Raw genomic sequence first — 18294 nt, forward strand, 5'->3', positions numbered from 1 at the left:
TTCTATATAAGTTCTTTTATATTATCCTTTCCCTTAAAACGGCTTTTAATGAGTAAATATTGTTCCATTTCATACACAAGTTGAACAAGCTTCGCACGTATCTCAAATTCTTCACGTGTAACGGGCAATGGCATGTCTCTAAATAATTCTCTCATTTCTTGAAGCTGTCTTAAGGAAATAACCCCAGTACTCTCAGGGCTAATAGCATTTCCAATGTTTTCAACCACATCCGCAATCATATCAGCTTGTTCATATGTCCATGATAAAGAAGCTGCTAATGGTATCATCCGTTCTAAAATTTCGAATTGTTGCATGCGCATATTAAAATAACGATAATAATAGCCATCTTCTCGCATAAATGCATTCTCAAGTTTCTTAAACGATAAATCCCTTGCTTCATTTAGCATATTTTCAGTTTCAATAAGTTCTGCCCCGCTCCAGCTACTTTCTCTGTTTCGTAAATACACGACCATTTCAAACAAAATTGTTTTAAAATTACTTTCTATTGTATCCTGATACTCTTTTAGCTTATTTTCACTACTTGGCATATACATATTCACTAATAAAGCCACGCTAATTCCTATCGTTAATATCGCAATTTCATTCCCAACAATAAGCCATGTAATTTGTTTCAATGAATATAGATGCATCACAATAACTGAACTTGTGACAATACCTTCTTGAATTTTAAGCATAACTGCAGTCGGAATAAATGTAAGTAATAATATACTAATTGCAAGTGGTGTATATCCAATTGTTTCAAAAATACAAAAAGCGAATACCATTGATAATACACAAGCTAAAAAACGATGTAACGACACTTGAAGTGATTTACGTTTCGTATTTTGTACACATAATATAACTAAAATGCCCGCTGAACTATAAAATTCTAATCCTAATAACTGCGCAATAAAAACTGCTGCGCCTGTCCCTATTGCTGTTTTTACTGTACGGTATCCAATTTTGAACATAGCACTGCTCCTATATGTATAAACGTATTTACAGTTAGTATAAAAAAAGGATGACACAATGTCATCCTTTTCTTCTTATTATTCACGCAACCTTTACATATTACAATATTTTTTGTAAAAATTGTTGCGCACGTTCACTTTTCGGTGCTACAAAAAATTCTGCTGGCGCACTATCTTCTACAAGCTTTCCACCATCTAAAAAGAGAACACGATCTGCTACTTCTTTTGCAAATCCCATTTCATGTGTAACAATCACCATTGTCATTCCTGTCGTAACTAATGATTTCATAACTTCTAACACTTCTTTTACCATCTCTGGATCTAGTGCTGATGTTGGTTCATCAAATAACATAACTTCTGGTTCCATCGCTAACGCTCTCGCAATTGCTACACGTTGCTTTTGTCCTCCAGAAAGACGATTGGGATACGTATCTTTTTTATTTAATAAACCGACCTTTTCTAAAAGTTTCTCGGCTTTCTTGTCAGCTTCTTGTTTCGTTACTCCTTTTACATTGATAGGAGCATACGTAATATTTTCTAATACAGTCATATGAGGAAATAGGTGAAAATGCTGAAATACCATTCCGACATTTTCACGAACGTGCATAATATTCGTTTTCGGATTCGTTACTTCTTCCGTTCCAATCCAAATGTGACCATTTGTCGGTGCTTCTAGCACATTCATACAACGTAAAAATGTTGATTTCCCTGATCCAGACGGTCCAATAATTGCTACTACTTCCCCTTTTTCAATCGTTGTTGTAATCCCTTTTAATACTTCGTTTTTTCCAAATGATTTATGAAGGTTTTCAATTTTAATCACTTTTCTTCATTCTCCCTTCAATTGCCTTCCCGACTAATGTAAGAATAATGACTAGCATATAATAAATTAGTCCAACAAAAAGTAATGGTTCAAGATATTTAAACGTCTCACCGCCTACAATGTAAGCACGGCGCATTAAATCGGTCGCTCCTATTACTGTTACTACAGCCGATTCTTTCGTAAGTGTCGCAAACTCGTTCACAAGCGCTGGTAATATATTTTTTAATGCTTGAGGGAAAATGATATTTCGCATCATTTTCCCGTAAGGAATCCCTAAAGCCATCGCTGCTTCTGTTTGTCCTTTATCAACCGCTTGAATGCCGGCACGAATTACCTCTGACATATATGCACCTGAATTTAAGCTAAATGCTAATACAGCTGCTACGAATGCTGGTATTTCATAACCAATTATTTGCGGGACACCGAAATAAATAATCATTAATTGCAATACAAGTGGTGTACCACGGAAAATTGATGTATAAAAATCTGCCGCTATATTTAATGCTCGTATTCTAGCAATTTTGCAAAGTGCTAATAACGTTCCTAAAATAAACCCAACTAACGCTGATACTGCTACAATTTTCAAAGTAACTTCTAGGCCTTTTAGTATATATGGTATCGAAGGCGTAATCGCCGAAAAATCTAAGTTCATTCTTTTCATTCCCCTCACAGAAAAGTGAAAGGCAGCTTACTTCTCGCTGCCAAACCATTTCTTCACTAATTTATCCATTTCTCCATTTTCTTGCATTTTTTTAATTACTTTATTAAATTCTGCTGTTTTATCACTGTTTTTCGGAAGGGCAATTGCTGCTCCTACTTCTTCTGGTGCTTCTTTAATTTCAATTCCTTGTAATTCTTTCATTTTTTCTAAATAATTTTTAGCAACTGTGTCTTCTATAATTGCAGCGTCAAAACGACCAGCTTTAATTTCTTGTACGATTTCTGGTATACGGTCACGTCCCTCAACTTTGAAATCTACTTGTTTTTTAAATTCTGCTGCTTTCTCTTCTTGAATAGATCCTGTTTGTACTCCTACTTTTTTTCCTTTTAAATCCTCTACAGATTTAATGTTAGAATCCTTTTTAGAAACGACCATGTTTTTTGCAACAAAATAAATATCTGTGAAATCAACATTATTTTTACGCTCTGCCGTTGGCGTCATACCTGCCATTACGAAATCAACTTTTCCTGAGCTAAGAGATGCTAATAAACCACCAAAATCCATATCTTTCACTTTCACTTCATAACCAAGTTCTTTTCCGATATATTTAGCAACATCAACATCAAAGCCGATAATTTCATCACTTTTTGAAGCTTCTACGTATTCATATGGTTTATAATCTGCTGAAGTCCCCATAACCAGTACTTTTTTATTTTTTCCAGTAGCTTTTTCTTCCCCATTACTACATGCGCTGAACATACTTACAATTAAAATAAGTGCAAACGATATTGATAATAACTTCTTCATCTTTCTTCCCCCTAATGATGTATATTTAAAAGTTTAATAGAATATTTATTCGATGTTTGTATTGTATCAGCACTTTAATTTTTATGCAATATATAAAATAAAAATAGATTAAAAAACACTATTAACAATGTTTAATATGTATAAAATAATGCATAAAATAACATGACTATGCATGTCCCATAAATTTTAATACTAAATAAAAAAGGCGGTACATCCACTTGATTGTGGACGTACCGCCTTTTTGCTTATTTTTATCCCGCTTTAACGGGCAGTAAGACTCCATCTCAACATTTAGCAAAAACAAAGAAGTTAGATGGGGATCAACTGCCCGTAAAAGCCCGATTGGTGAGGGCTGATAATCGGTGGGGATAAACCACCCCCACTGATTAAAGTTTCACTTTATAGTTCTTCACAATTCTCTTCGAAATAAGATTGTAGTTTTGCAATAACTTGCATTGGTTCATGACCTTCAATTTCATGACGTTCTACCATCGTTACAATTTTTCCATCTTTTAATAAAGCGAATGATGGAGAAGAAGGTGGATATCCTTCGAAATATTCACGAGCTTTTGCTGTTGCTTCTTTATCTTGACCTGCAAACACCGTTACAAGATGGTTAGGACGTTTATCATAATGTACGGAATGCGCAGCAGCAGGACGAGCAATACCACCTGCACAACCACATACAGAGTTTACCATTACAAGTGTTGTTCCATTTCTTTTAAACGCTTCTTCTACTGCTTCCGGCGTCGTCAATTCTGTATATCCAGCAGAGACAATCTCTTCACGTGCTTGGCGGACAACATCATTCATAAAAAAGTTAAAATTAATCAATCTTTTCCCTCCTCTAAAACTATCTATTTGTATCTTACCAGTTAATGTTTATGAAATACAAGTAAGTTTACTTGTATTTAGGCATAGAAAAGGTGTTAGAGCCCTTGCTCTAACACCTTTTTTTTAATGGCCACGATGCTTTTGCTTTGCTTTTTGTACTTTAATTAAACGTCTTCTTTGTTTTTCAGCTTCTCGCTTCTCTTTAGACTGCACTTTCTTTTCTTGTTTATGCAGTTCATAAGATAAGCTAATTGCCTCTTGTGCCTTAGTAAAACGTTTTACATTTACTTCTTTTGCCGCTTGTCGTATGATACGTTTTATATTTTTGGGACGCTGTTTTTCTTTCACTTCCACACCGCATTTTGCAACGTGCTGGAAATATGCTAACATTGGACCATTCACAAATATAAGTACTTCTTCGTCTGACGGCTCCGTTCCAAAAATATGCCTTGCTCCATACAATTTCCCTGTTTCTTTACATGTAATGATTCCAACAAAAAATTGGCCATCGTAATATACTGTCAAATCCATTGACAGCCCCTCCTTTAAAAAAATTAGAAATACGGGACATCCCGGAGGGGAAGGTTACTGACATGAAATCATGCGTCTGGACTACCAACCAGAACTGTGTTTTTGTATTTCTTTCACTATTATTACATCTTTTTTTCCATAATTTTCATATATTCAGCAATCATTTTTTTATGCGATCCTACAATATAGTCAGGTAGTTCTGTTAGTGGGAAGAATGTAAGCTGAACCGCTTCTTCTTTATTCATAACAAACTCCCCTTCATATTCCTCGGTATAATAGGCTGTCGTTACGGATTGAAATTCATCACCATTTGCTAATTTTGTAAAATAGTTCGCTCCAGAAAATACATTAATTAATCGTAAGTTCTTCACTTTTATTCCTGTCTCTTCATATACTTCACGGCAAGCTGTTTCTTCTGGTGATTCGCCAAGCTCCATTAATCCGCCAGGTAGCCCCCATTTTCCGTAAGGCTCTGTTCTTTGCTGTAATAATACATATCCATTTTCATTTATAACGAGTACAACAGCACCAACTAAAATTAAAGGGCGATGACCAACTACTTTTCGTAACTCCTCTACATATCCCATCGTATCCCTCCTTTTTCGTTGTCCACACTATTGTATCATATGTATGAAACGACAAAATGCGTATATTTTTCATTTTTTTAACAAAATATTTATTTTATGAGCTTCATCTACTGTAGCTAACATAATGGATTCGACTTCTGCACTCTTCTCTAGAAATTCTCTCGCCCACTCTTCTGTTTTTCCTACTAAAGCTAGAACATCTTGCTGAATCCTCCCATCCTTTACTAATACAAAAGAAACTGGAGATTTTTTTCCCGCCACTTTCAGATCAAGCCGCGAAACTGCTTCATATTCTGGATACCGAAATATAGAAACAACACCATTCGCTTCCCATAATGCTAATCTAATCGTTTGAATATCGCTCACATTTCGCATGCGAAGTTCCGAAAATAAATATTCCACCGTAATTCTCGCTTTTTTCAAATTGCTAAAATCAATGGAACCATTGTGTATAAGAATAATAGGTGCTGGCTCTAAAAAGCGTCTCCATCTATCCCATTTCAACATTAAGACTGAGCTTATAATGTGAAGTACAACGAGTATGAACGTTGTACTCATCGAGCCGAATAATCCCACTTTTTCATCAGATAATGCGTTAGAAATATTCCCACCAAGCAATAACACTAATACAACATCTAAAAAACGAAGTTGCGCGATGGACCTTTGCCCCATCGCTTTCGCAACTAATATTAAAAATATGTATGCTATAATAGCCCGAATAACCCATTCACTATTAGAAAGATGCCGTGCCCCTTCAAAAATATGCATATGCATCACTTTGCACTCCTTACCCATCTCAAACTGCTACTTTGCTTTAGTTTGCAACGTTTAAGAGCATATATGTAAAAAAGCTGATTCGTTTTTAAACGAATCAGCTTTTCTTACTTGACGGAAAACATATACTTTTTATACGTTTTTCGTACGGATAATATGAGACCCATCATAATCATATTCGAGAACAAGGAACTCCCCCCATATGATAAGAACGGTAATGCAATCCCTTTTACAGGCATTAATCCAACGATCATACCGATGTTTTGGAATATTTGAACCGTTAATATCCCAATTGATCCAGCACATAATAATGTACCGAATAAATTATCAGCAGAATAACCGATAATAATTGTTCGATATAGTAGTAATAGGAATAAGAATACAACTAACGCTGCTACGATAAATCCACCTTCTTCGGCAATTGTAGCGAAAATAAAGTCAGTATGCTTCTCAGGGATATAGACGTTCCCTTCGCCAAATCCTTTTCCTTCCATACCGCCACTACCTACAGCTAAAATCGATTGCTGTGTTTGATAACCTTGATCTGTATGTTCAAATGGATCTAACCAACCTAAAATACGTGATTGTTGGTGAGGTTTTAGTAACGTAACTAACTTATTAAAGAAGAAATCCTCATACCTTACGTAAATAAATATTAACGCCGATAATATGGTGACTGGAATAACTGTACATAACGCTATCAATTTCTTCTGAATACCTGACATAAATAAAATACATGCAATTGCAGCAGCATATAAGAACACCATCCCTGTATCCGGTTGGCTATATACAACAGCCATAGGCGGGAGGGATACTAACACAATTTTACCTACTAATTGTAAATCCGTTTGGAATGTCCTTGCCATATACTGTGCATTATGTTTCACTGCTATACTTGCTACTACGAGAAGCAATGAAATTTTGAAAAACTCAGATGGTTGAATTTGTCCAACTAACGGAAATACAAACCATCTTTTTGCACCTAATTTTTCAGGTGTGAAAGTGGAAACCGGTAGTATTTTCAAAAGAATAAGTGAACCAAATCCAACGATATAAAGTGGCCAAGACAATTTTTGTAATTGATCTAAGTCGATGCTTGCAACAAGCAATAACAATACAACTCCAATTATGTAGTTCAAACCCTGTTTCATCGCAAAGTTTGCCTCTCCATATTGGCCAGTTTGCTGACTGCTATATATAGCAGCTATACTCGTAACACATAATGCTAACAAAATTAATATTAATTTTACATCTAAACTTTTTAGAAACTCGGTACTTCTTTTCATGACATCCTCCTGAAACATTGTTACAGCAAAATAAAAAACCAGGAGTCAACATTCTTCATGTTTTGACGACTGATTACACATTATCTATAAAACACTTATATAGAATAACTCTCTTTTTCATACAATACAATATATTATACTACAGTTTCGTCAGTAAGATTTGCCAAAAAAATTATTCTTTTCTTATTTTATATCCATATACCATATATCAGCAATGTATTTTCATAAATTCCTAATACATAATCGTTCATTGTAAGATTACTGGGGAAGATATTATACATATAGTAGGATGTAGATGAAGAAATAAGATGATAAAAAGCTCGCATAAGCGAGCTTTTTATTAATATACAGATGTATTATTTTCTGACGTATTTTCTAAAATTTCTTTTACACGTCCTAAGAACTTACCACAAATTAAGCCATCTAGTACACGGTGATCAAGTGATAAACATAAGTTAACCATGTCGCGAGCACCGAACATACCATTATCCATAATTACTGGGCGTTTTACAATCGATTCAACTTGTAAAATAGCCGCTTGTGGGTAATTAATAATCCCCATAGATTGAACAGAACCAAATGATCCTGTGTTATTAATTGTAAATGTTCCACCTTGCATTTCGTCCGCTTTTAACGATTTCGTACGTACTTTTCCTGCAAGCTCTGTAATTTCACGAGCGATACCTTTAATCGTCTTCTCATCCGCGTGTTTAATTACTGGTACAAATAGTTCGTCCTCTGTTGCAACAGCGATAGAAAGGTTAATATCTTTCTTCTGAACGATCTTATCGCCAGCCCACATTGAATTGATTTGAGGATACTCTTTTAACGCTTGCGCTACTGCTTTTACGAAGAAAGCAAAGAACGTTAAATTAAAGCCTTCGCGCTTTTTGAAATCACCTTTAATTGAATTACGGTATGACACAAGGTTTGTCACATCTACTTCAATCATCATCCAAGCATGTGGTGCTTCGTGTTTACTACGTAACATGTTCGCTGCAATTGCTTTACGCACACCTGTTACTGGAATTTCGATATCGCCAGGCATTGTTGGTACAGAAACTGGTTTTGCAGCTTCTACTTTTTGTGCTACTGGCGCTGCTTTTGGTGCTTCTGGACGCGCTTCTACTACTGCTGCTACCGCTTCCTCTTTCTTCGCACCTGCTTGCGGAATATTTCCAGATTCCACTAGCTTTAAAATATCTTTACGAGTGATACGGCCATTTGCTCCCGTACCTTCTACTAAATCTAAATCAACATTATGCTCACCTGCAAGTTTTAAAACAGCTGGTGAAAAACGTGGTTTTCCATCAGTTGGTTGTTTTGCTTTCGGTGCTTTTTCAGACGTAGCTACTTCTGACTTTGGTTCTTCTTTTGTTTTTTCCTCAACAGCTGTCGCTGCTACTTCATCTGCGCCTTCTACTTGAATAACACAAACTACTTCACCTACAGCTAACGTCTCACCTTCACCAGCAATTAATTCTTTCACAATACCAGTGAAAGAAGATGGTACTTCAGCATTTACTTTATCAGTCATTACTTCTGCAAGTGGATCATACTTGTTTACATGATCGCCAACATTAACGAGCCATTTACTAATTGTACCCTCTGTAACGCTCTCCCCGAGCTGAGGCATTGTGATATTTTCTACAGCCATGTATAGTCCCCCCGATTAAAATTCCGCAAGTTCACGCATTGCTTTTTCAACTTTATCTGGATTTACCATAAAGAATTTTTCCATTGTTGGTGCATATGGCATTGCTGGAACGTCTGGACCTGCAAGACGTGCGATTGGCGCATCTAAATCAAACAGACAGTTTTCAGCAATAATTGCTGCCACTTCACTTATAATACTTCCTTCTTTATTGTCTTCTGTTACAAGAAGAACTTTACCTGTTTTAGAAGCTGCTTCAATGATTGCTTCTTTATCTAATGGATATACAGTACGTAAATCAAGAACATGTGCAGAGATGCCATCTTGCGCTAACTTTTCAGCTGCTTGAAGAGCAAAGTGAACACATAATCCGTACGTGATAACAGTAATATCATCACCTTCGCGTTTTACATCTGCTTTTCCGATTGGTAATACGTAATCATCCTCTGGCACTTCACCTTTAATTAAGCGATATGCACGCTTATGCTCAAAGAATAATACTGGATCTTCATCACGAATTGCTGCTTTTAATAAACCTTTTGCATCATATGGTGTAGAAGGAATAACAATTTTCAAACCTGGTTGGTTCGCAAACATCGCTTCCACAGATTGCGAATGATACAATGCACCGTGAACACCGCCGCCAAATGGCGCACGAATTGTAACTGGACAAGTCCAATCGTTATTAGAACGATAACGAATTTTTGCTGCCTCAGAAACAATTTGGTTTACTGCTGGCATGATGAAATCGGCAAACTGCATTTCAGCTATTGGACGCATACCATACATTGCCGCACCAATTGCTACCCCAGCAATTGCAGATTCTGCAAGCGGTGCATCAAGCGCACGATCTTCACCAAATTGATCATATAATCCGTGTGTCGCTTTAAATACGCCACCTTTTTTACCAACATCTTCACCTAAAACAAATACTTTCTCATCGCGTTCCATTTCTTCGCGCATTGCTAATGTAATAGCATCAATATAAGACATTACAGCCATGAAACGTTCCCCCCTATTCTGCGTATACGTGCTTCAATGCATCTTCAGGTGCTGCATACGGAGCATTTTCTGCATATTCTGTTGCTTCATTTACGATATGCATAATTTCGTCTAACATTTGTTTTTCAAATTCCTCAGTTAACACGCCAGCTTCTTTTAAATAAGCTGCAAATGTTATAATTGAATCTTTTTTCTTTGCTTCTTCTACTTCTTCTTTATCACGATAAACACGATCATCGTCGTCACTAGAATGTGCTGTTAAACGATATGATACTGTTTCAATTAAAGTTGGGCCTTCACCACGACGGCCGCGGTCTGCTGCCTCTTTTACAGCTTTATATACTGCAAGTGGATCGTTTCCGTCTATTGTATATCCAGGCATACCGTAACCAATTGCACGGTCTGATACGTTTTTACATGCTAATTGTTTTTCAACTGGAATAGAGATTGCGTATTTATTATTTTCACACATGAAAATAACAGGTAGTTTGTGTACACCAGCAAAGTTTGCCCCTTCATGGAAGTCACCTTGGTTTGAAGAACCTTCTCCAAATGTAACGAACGTTACTAAATCTTTCTTTTCCATTTTTCCAGCTAATGCAATACCAACTGCATGTGGTACTTGCGTTGTTACTGGAGATGATCCTGTCACAATACGATTTTTCTTTTGACCGAAGTGACCAGGCATTTGACGACCACCAGAGTTTGGATCTCCAGCTTTCGCGAAAGCAGACAACATAAGCTCTTTAGCTGTCATACCGAACGCTAGTACAACACCCATATCACGGTAGTATGGTAATGCATAATCTTTCTCTCTATCAAGAGCGAATGCTGCTCCAACTTGTGCAGCCTCTTGTCCTTGACAAGAAATTACGAATGGAATTTTACCCGCACGGTTTAATAACCACATACGTTCGTCGATTTTACGTGCAAGTAACATCGTACGGAACATTTCTAATACTTGCTCATCACTTAAGCCAAGCTCTTCATGGCGCTTTTCTTTTACTTCTGCCATTTTTCATAACCTCCTAAATCCACATTTTTATGCGTGTAACGCTTTTCCATCTACAGCTAATGCTGCTTCACCAATCGCCTCAGATAATGATGGATGCGGATGAATTGTATGTGCTACTTCCCACGGTGTTGCATCAAGTACTCTTGCAAGACCAGCTTCAGAAATCATATCTGTTACATGTGGTCCAATCATATGAACACCAAGAATATCATTTGTTTCTTCATCAACTACAAGTTTTACGAAACCATCTGATTCGCCGTATACAAGTGCTTTTCCGATTGCACGGAATGAGAACTTACCTACTTTTAGCTTATAGCCTTTTTCTTTCGCTTCTTGTTCTGTTAAACCGACAGAAGCAACTTCCGGACTGCTATATACGCATTTTGATACCATAGAGTAATCAATTGGTGTAACTTCTTTACCAGCAATATGTTCTACTGCAACAATTCCTTCATGAGAAGCAACGTGAGCAAGTTGTAAGCCACCGATTACATCTCCAATTGCGTAAATATGAGATTCTTTCGTTTGATAAAACTCATTTGTTTGAATGTATCCTTTTTCCACAACGATATCCGTATTCTCTAAACCAATATTTTGCGTATTGGCTTGTCTTCCTACAGATACAAGCATTTTTTCTGCTTTAAATTCTTTATTCTCACCGTTATGTTCAGCTTGAATTGTTACTCCATTATCTTTTACCAATGTTTCTGGTAATACTTTTGCACCAGTTACCACTTTAATACCTTTTTTCTTGAATAGACGTTGCATTTCTTTTGAAACGTCCTGATCTTCTAGTGGTAATATCGTTTTCGCATACTCTAATACTGTAACTTCTACACCGAAGTCAGCAAGCATAGATGCCCACTCAATACCGATTACACCGCCACCAACGATAATAACTGAGCTAGGAAGCGTTTCCATTTTTAGAGCATGATCGGAAGACATTACATACTCTCCGTCTAATTCTAAACCTGGTAATGAATTCGGACGAGAACCTGTTGCAACAAGTACATTTTTTGGAATTAACATTTCATTCTCTTCTCCACTTGCAAGTTCAACTGAAATTGTCCCTGGCATTGGAGAGAAAATAGATGGGCCAAGAATACGGCCGATACCTTCAAACACATCAATTTTACCTTGTTTCATTAAGTGTTGAACACCTTTATGAAGTTGCGTTACAATCTTCTCTTTACGCTCTTGCACTTTCGCAAAGTTTAGTTCTACATTACTTGCAATAACTCCGAACTCTTCGCTTTTTTTAGCAGTTGCGTATACTTCCGCACTACGTAAAAGAGCTTTACTAGGAATACATCCTTTGTGCAAACAAGTACCACCAAGATTTTCTTTTTCAACAAGTGCAGTTTTTAAACCTAGTTGTGATGCTCGAATAGCAGCAACATATCCACCAGTACCGCCGCCAACGATGACTAAATCATATTCTCTTGCCATTATCTCAACCCCTAGCTACTGTTTGTTTTTCTCGTACAACATACTCTTTCGGCGCTTCTTCTTCACGTAATACACGAAGTGCTCCTTCTGCTAATGCTTGTAATTCATCTTCCCCTGGATGTACGATAACATCTGCAATCCAGTCAACACGTTCTTTTATTTCATCAACAAGAATTTTACTGTACGCAAGTCCACCAGTTAAAACGATTGCATCAATTTTCCCGTGAAGTACAGCGCTAGCTCCGCCAATCTCTTTTGCAACTTGATATGCCATTGCTTTATAAATAAGAGTTGCTTCCGGATCACCTTTTTCAACCATTTGTTCTACTTTGATCGCATCATTTGTACCGATTAGGCTTACAAGTCCACCTTGTCCAACAAGTTTTTTAACCATTTCGTCACGGTAATACTCACCAGAGAAACACATCTCCACTAATTGCCCTACCGGTACTGTACCCGCACGCTCTGGACTAAATGGTCCTTCTCCGTTTAAGCCGTTATTTACATCAATAACTTTTCCTTTTTTATGAGCACCAACTGTAATACCGCCACCCATATGTGTAACTAATAAATTTAAATCCTCGTATTTGTGATTTAATTCTTCAGCCACTTTACGAGCAACCGCTTTTTGGTTTAATGCATGGAAAATACTTTTACGTTCCATACCAGCAATACCGCTTATACGAGCAATCGGCTCCATTTCATCTACAACGACAGGATCTACTATAAATGCCGGAATATTTAATCCAGAAGCGATTTCATATGCTAAAATACCTCCAAGGTTTGAAGCATGATGACCGCTAAACCCATTTTTTAAATCTTCTAACATCGAATCGTTTACTGTGTATGTTCCGCCTTCGATTGGACGAAGTAATCCCCCACGCCCACAAACTGCGTTTAACTTTGAAATGTTAATACCATGAGAATGTAGAACTTCTAAAATCGTTTCTTTGCGAAACTCATATTGATCGATAATTCTCTTATATTTTCCAATTTGTTCTTCGTCATGACGAATAGTTTCTTCTAAAACGGGCCTTTCATTATCAAAAACACCAATTTTTGTGGATGTACTACCCGGATTAATAACAAGAATTCGATTTAAAGACACTGTTGCTACCTCCACTAATAAATTCAAAAGGAGGTGGAAACCTCATAAGAGGTAACCACACCTTTTGTAAAAGTAATATATGAATGATTAGCGACGGCTAATAATGTCGTGACCGTTGCGTAAGTATGTGCTACGAGAATTTTTCAAGCTTGCAATGCGCTCTTCAGCTAAACGATCTGCTGCTACATAAGTTGCAATGCCATCGCGTTTTGAAATTTCGATTACTTTTGCAATTGTGTCATAAATAGACTCAACACGTTTTAGTGCACGTTCTCTATTGTATCCATATAATTCGTCTGCTACGTTAATTACACCACCAGCATTAATAACATAGTCTGGTGCGTATACAATACCCATTTCATGAATCATGTCGCCGTGACGATTTTCTTTTAATTGGTTATTTGCAGAACCTGCGATTACTTTTGCTTTAAGTTGTGGAATAGTTTCGTCATTAACTGTTGCGCCTAATGCACATGGTGCGTAAATATCACATTCAACACCGTAAATTTCATTTGGCTCAACTGCTGATGCACCGAATTCTTCTACCGCGCGTTGTACAGCTTCTTTATTAATATCTGTAACGATTAATTTTGCTCCTTCAGCATGTAAATGTTTGCATAGGTGATACGCTACGTTACCAACACCTTGAACAGCAATTACTTTTCCTTCTAAATTATCAGTACCGAAAGCCTCTTTCGCAGCTGCTTTCATACCACGATAAACACCGTATGCAGTTACTGGAGATGGGTTACCAGAAGAACCGAATGATGGTGAAATACCTGTTACAAAATCAGTTTCTTCGTGAATAATATCCATATCATCTACTGTTGTACCAACATCTTCAGCTGTAATGTAACGTCCGTTTAGTCCTTGAATGTATCGTCCTAATGCACGGAACATCGCTTCGCTCTTATCTTTACGTGGATCACCGATAATTACTGTTTTCGCACCACCTAAGTTTAAGCCGGCTGCTGCGTTTTTGTATGTCATCCCTTTTGCAAGACGCAATGCATCTTCAATCGCCGCTTCTTCAGAATCATATGTCCACATTCTTGTTCCACCAAGAGCTGGTCCAAGTGTTGTATCATGAATTGCGATGATTGCTTTTAAACCAGATTCTTTATCTTGACAAAATACTACTTGCTCATAATCATATTTTTCTAAGTATTCGAAGATTTCTAATGTCATTGTCGTTTCCCCCTAGTGTTTTACCCTGTTTGGTTTATTTTGAAGCAGTCGTAACTGCCAATGCTAATGAATATACTTTTGTTTCTGCTGAATCAGCACGAGATGTTAAAACAATCGGTGCTTTTGCGCCAGCAATCATAGCTCCTACTTTTGCATCCGCAAAGTATACGAGTGATTTGTATAGCACATTTCCAGCTTCAATCGTTGGGACGAGTAAAATGTCTGCTTTACCTGCTACATCACTTACTATGCCTTTATGTTCTGCTGCAATTTGTGATACTGCATTATCTAAAGCAAGTGGTCCATCAACGACACAATTTTTAATTTGTCCGCGGCGATTCATTTGAGTTAACATCGCGGCATCAATTGTCGCTTGCATCGCAGGATTCACAACCTCTACTGCTGCAATTGGTGCTACCTTTGGCAAATCTATTCCTATTGCCTGGGCAACTTCTACAGTATTCTGTATAATAGCAGCTTTTTGTGTTACATCAGGTGCAATGTTCATCGCTGCATCTGTAACAAAGATAAGACGATCGTAATTTGGAACTTCAAATGCTGCAACGTGTGAAAGTACGCTACCTTTACGAAGTCCCCACTCTTTATTTAATACAGCTTTCAAAATATTTGCTGTTGGGATGTTTCCCTTCATAAGCACATCTGCTTCGCCATTTCTTACAGCTTTAACAGAAAGTTCTGCAGCCTCAGCACTTGACGCTGCTGCAATCACTTCAATGTGTTCTGAAGTTTGTAAACCATGTTCTTGTAGCATCCCCATTATTTTTTCTTGATTTCCATATAGACGAAATTGAGCTAGCTGTAATTTAATTGCTTTCGCTACAGCTTCAATTACTTCATGATCTTCAGCTACTGCTACAGCCACATTTTTTTTAGGCTGTCCTGCTGCTTGATCAATTAAGTGTTCTAACTTCATATTTTGTAATCAACCCTTTCCGTCGTCCCTCGTCTATTTATAAAGCAAATACCGTGCCAACTTTTAAAAGTGGTCTTACCAATAATGAAAACGCATTCAAAATGCAGTAAAATCAATACTTTGGAAAATAACAAAACATTCTGTCTTTTTTTGTCGCATTTTGTATACCATGCAATAAATTGCATGGTACGCAATTTATTGCATGCTATTTTTTGCACACTCATACTTTTCTAGCTTGTAATATAAATTTCGAACCGAAATTCCTAATGCTCTTGCAGTTTTTGTTTTATTTCCATCAAACCTCTCTAAACATTCATGAATGATACGCCCTTCAAACTCTGTCACTAAATGTTCAAGTGGCTTTTCTTCTAATTCAGGTAATAATTTATTTTGTTTTACCTCAGTCTGCTCTTCTGTATGTAAAGGTGGTAAATGATGGACATCAATATATATTTCATTATAATTCATAAAGATAATAGCTCGTCCTAAAATGTTTTCAAGCTCCCTCACATTTCCTGGCCATTCATATGATTGTAAATATGAAATAGCCGAATCAGTGAGCCCCTCTACATTCCGGCCATAATCTTGGTTAATTTTTTGAATCAATCTGTCTGCAATTGCTGGTATATCTCCTTTTCGCTGACGAAGAGACGGAATTTGAATTGGAATTTTATTTAATCGATAATATAAATCCTCTCTAAACTCTCCTTCTAGAATGCCCTTTTCTAAATTCACATGTGTTGCTGCAATTACCCGGACATTTATAGGTATCGCTTTCGTTCCACCAACTTTTACAATTTCTTTTTCTTGCAACACGCGAAGGAGTTTCGCTTGCGTATTTGCAGACAATTCTCCTATTTCATCTAAAAAGATACTACCGTTATTCGCTTCCTCAAAAAAACCTCGTTTTCCGCCTCTTTTTGCTCCTGAGAATGCACCTTCCTCATAACCGAATAATTCACTTTCTAATAAAGTCTCGGAAATAGCAGCACAGTTTACCCGGACGAATTTATTATATTTTCGATTACTTCCATTATGAATTGCATGTGCAAACAATTCTTTACCCGTTCCAGATTCTCCGCGTAGTAATACTGTTGCTGGTGTATTCGCTCCAAGTTTCGCCTGTTCAATAGCGGCCGTTGTTTCATCTGAATTCCCGACAATGTCATCAAATGAATATTTCGCTTCTAACGTTCGAATAATTTGCCTTGCTCTATTCAATTCATTTGTTAACTTTTGAATTTCTGATACGTCACGAATTACACCAACGCTTCCTTTCAATATCCCATCCACTATAACTGGCGCTACGTTTACAATTACATCACGCTTCTTTTGTCCAATCTTCATATGTATTCCGCGTACCGCCCTACGCGTTCGAAGTACTTTCATATGCATACTTTCACCTTCTACAATATCAGTTGTAGCCGGTTTCCCAATAATGTCCTCTTCTGTTAAACCTGTTAATTTCGTATAGGCAGGGTTAATTACTAATCCTCTTCCCTTTTCATCCACGACCGAAATTGCTTCCTCAGACGAGTTGATAATCGCCTCAAGTAACGTTTGAATCTCCTTTAAATCTGTAACTTCTTCCGCAAGATCTACAACCTCTGTTATATCTTTAAAAATCGCAAATGCTCCTTGTACCTCTCCTCCCTCTTTTAATATTGGAATACGGGTTGTAATAATTTTCTTTTCATTTTCTAATGTCAGTTCATAATTTACTTCTATTTGTTTGGTACGTATAATACGAAGCAACTTACTAGTCGGAATAACTTCTAAAATATATTTCCCTACCGCATCTTCTTTTTTATATCCGATAATACGCTCTGCACTTTTATTAAATAGGCGGACTTGTCCCTCTCGATCAATCACAATCATACCGTCATGCGTAGAATTTAAAATTAAATCCCCTTGCTGCGTCTGTTCTTCTAACTTTCCAATTAAACCTTCCTTCTCATGTGCTAATCTCGTAACAATTTTCGCAATATCACCTGGTATAAGAAGAGTATCTTTATGCTTTTTCTTTATTAAATCTTTATGTAAATCATCGTCACCCGTCATATCAAACATTACATCAATATGCATAGAAAGAAACGGCGTTACACTCTCTCCAATTGTAACCCCATATTCCTTAGCCATTTGTAATCCCTTTGCTATCGGATTTATATCAATAATTCCTATAATTTGAAATATATTTGAACTTTGTAACAGATTCAGCAGTGTACTACCACCTTCACCTGCACCAACAATTAAAACTTTTTGTTTCATATATTACACTTCCTCTCGAAGTATCTCTGCAAAATTTTTCACACCCTTATCTTACTCGTTCAGCCCCCTCTTGACAAACCCCCTTTTCATATAACATCATTGAAATAAACAAAATAATCTGAAAAGGAGCGTTTATATGCAGCGTTACCTTGCTCTATCATTAGCACTCATCCCTATTTCATTAGCTGTATTTGGCATTAAGTTAATGAGAGATACTGTATTCGGGATTCTATTTCCTCCACTCTCTATACTGTGGTTACAATTTTTAATTGGCGCTCTCTGCTTCGCGCTCGGGTTTTATATCTTCGGAGGCTTCATCTTACACCGAGACCGTAAACAAAATAAAGTACAAGCTCGCTTTAAAAGATAGGAAAGCTCCACTATTTATAAATAAAAAATGAG

General features: G+C 36.9%; 18 protein-coding genes. 1 reads left to right on the forward strand and 17 read right to left on the reverse strand.

What is annotated here, in order from left to right:
- Window positions 1-2: 2 nt before the first annotated feature.
- From JDS82_RS02360 to JDS82_RS02440, 17 genes are all read right to left on the reverse strand, one after another.
- A complete protein-coding gene (locus JDS82_RS02360; RefSeq protein WP_000472675.1) occupies window positions 3-971 on the reverse strand; it encodes an aromatic acid exporter family protein in 969 nt (322 codons plus the stop codon).
- Window positions 972-1071: 100 nt separating this feature from the next.
- Window positions 1072-1794 (reverse strand): amino acid ABC transporter ATP-binding protein, encoded by a 723-nt coding sequence (locus tag JDS82_RS02365; RefSeq protein ID WP_000590215.1) that lies wholly within the window; start codon window positions 1792-1794, stop codon window positions 1072-1074.
- Window positions 1787-2446 (reverse strand): amino acid ABC transporter permease, encoded by a 660-nt coding sequence (locus JDS82_RS02370; RefSeq protein WP_001046922.1) that lies wholly within the window; start codon window positions 2444-2446, stop codon window positions 1787-1789. Before JDS82_RS02370 ends, JDS82_RS02365 begins: the two co-directional genes overlap by 8 nt.
- A 36-nt stretch (window positions 2447-2482) precedes the next feature.
- Entirely contained in the window at window positions 2483-3262 is a 780-nt protein-coding gene (locus tag JDS82_RS02375; RefSeq protein WP_000735474.1) for a transporter substrate-binding domain-containing protein, read from the reverse strand.
- Window positions 3263-3661: 399 nt separating this feature from the next.
- Complete coding sequence (locus tag JDS82_RS02380) at window positions 3662-4075, reverse strand: BrxA/BrxB family bacilliredoxin (RefSeq protein ID WP_002003484.1); 414 nt, start codon at window positions 4073-4075, stop codon at window positions 3662-3664.
- Window positions 4076-4219: 144 nt separating this feature from the next.
- On the reverse strand, window positions 4220-4627 hold the full coding sequence (locus tag JDS82_RS02385) for a YjdF family protein (protein ID WP_002107745.1): 408 nt from the start codon (window positions 4625-4627) through the stop codon (window positions 4220-4222).
- A gap of 122 nt (window positions 4628-4749) precedes the next feature.
- Window positions 4750-5214 carry an NUDIX hydrolase gene (locus tag JDS82_RS02390; RefSeq protein WP_199712543.1) on the reverse strand — a complete coding sequence of 155 codons (465 nt, stop codon included), beginning with the start codon at window positions 5212-5214 and terminating at the stop codon, window positions 4750-4752.
- A gap of 69 nt (window positions 5215-5283) precedes the next feature.
- Complete coding sequence (locus JDS82_RS02395) at window positions 5284-5988, reverse strand: DUF421 domain-containing protein (protein WP_199712544.1); 705 nt, start codon at window positions 5986-5988, stop codon at window positions 5284-5286.
- Between the two features lie 107 nt (window positions 5989-6095).
- The gene (locus JDS82_RS02400; protein ID WP_000831201.1) at window positions 6096-7274 is read right to left on the reverse strand and encodes an FtsW/RodA/SpoVE family cell cycle protein; all 1179 of its coding nucleotides are present in this window, start codon (window positions 7272-7274) and stop codon (window positions 6096-6098) included.
- Window positions 7275-7614: 340 nt separating this feature from the next.
- On the reverse strand, window positions 7615-8931 hold the full coding sequence (locus tag JDS82_RS02405) for a dihydrolipoamide acetyltransferase family protein (RefSeq protein WP_000257677.1): 1317 nt from the start codon (window positions 8929-8931) through the stop codon (window positions 7615-7617).
- Window positions 8932-8946: 15 nt separating this feature from the next.
- Window positions 8947-9930: a 3-methyl-2-oxobutanoate dehydrogenase subunit beta gene (bfmBAB, locus tag JDS82_RS02410; RefSeq protein WP_000290073.1), complete on the reverse strand. Its 984-nt coding sequence runs from the start codon at window positions 9928-9930 to the stop codon at window positions 8947-8949.
- A 13-nt stretch (window positions 9931-9943) separates the two neighbouring features.
- Window positions 9944-10945 carry a 3-methyl-2-oxobutanoate dehydrogenase subunit alpha gene (bfmBAA, locus tag JDS82_RS02415; protein WP_000852549.1) on the reverse strand — a complete coding sequence of 334 codons (1002 nt, stop codon included), beginning with the start codon at window positions 10943-10945 and terminating at the stop codon, window positions 9944-9946.
- Window positions 10946-10972: 27 nt separating this feature from the next.
- A complete protein-coding gene (lpdA, locus tag JDS82_RS02420; RefSeq protein ID WP_048562342.1) occupies window positions 10973-12394 on the reverse strand; it encodes a dihydrolipoyl dehydrogenase in 1422 nt (473 codons plus the stop codon).
- Window positions 12395-12398: 4 nt separating this feature from the next.
- A complete protein-coding gene (buk, locus tag JDS82_RS02425; protein WP_000056195.1) occupies window positions 12399-13502 on the reverse strand; it encodes a butyrate kinase in 1104 nt (367 codons plus the stop codon).
- 87 nt (window positions 13503-13589) lie between these two features.
- Window positions 13590-14690 (reverse strand): leucine dehydrogenase, encoded by a 1101-nt coding sequence (locus JDS82_RS02430; protein ID WP_000171359.1) that lies wholly within the window; start codon window positions 14688-14690, stop codon window positions 13590-13592.
- A gap of 34 nt (window positions 14691-14724) precedes the next feature.
- A complete protein-coding gene (gene yqiS, locus JDS82_RS02435; protein ID WP_199712545.1) occupies window positions 14725-15624 on the reverse strand; it encodes a phosphate butyryltransferase in 900 nt (299 codons plus the stop codon).
- A gap of 195 nt (window positions 15625-15819) precedes the next feature.
- Window positions 15820-17892 (reverse strand): sigma-54 interaction domain-containing protein, encoded by a 2073-nt coding sequence (locus tag JDS82_RS02440; protein WP_000810987.1) that lies wholly within the window; start codon window positions 17890-17892, stop codon window positions 15820-15822.
- 136 nt (window positions 17893-18028) lie between these two features.
- Here JDS82_RS02440 and JDS82_RS02445 point away from each other — a divergent pair, with 136 nt between their 5' ends.
- Entirely contained in the window at window positions 18029-18262 is a 234-nt protein-coding gene (locus JDS82_RS02445; RefSeq protein ID WP_199712546.1) for a DUF2627 domain-containing protein, read from the forward strand.
- The last annotated feature ends 32 nt before the right edge of the window (window positions 18263-18294 follow it).

The organism is Bacillus cereus group sp. N14, from assembly GCF_016483555.1.
Classification (GTDB): Bacteria; Bacillota; Bacilli; order Bacillales; family Bacillaceae_G; genus Bacillus_A; species Bacillus_A wiedmannii.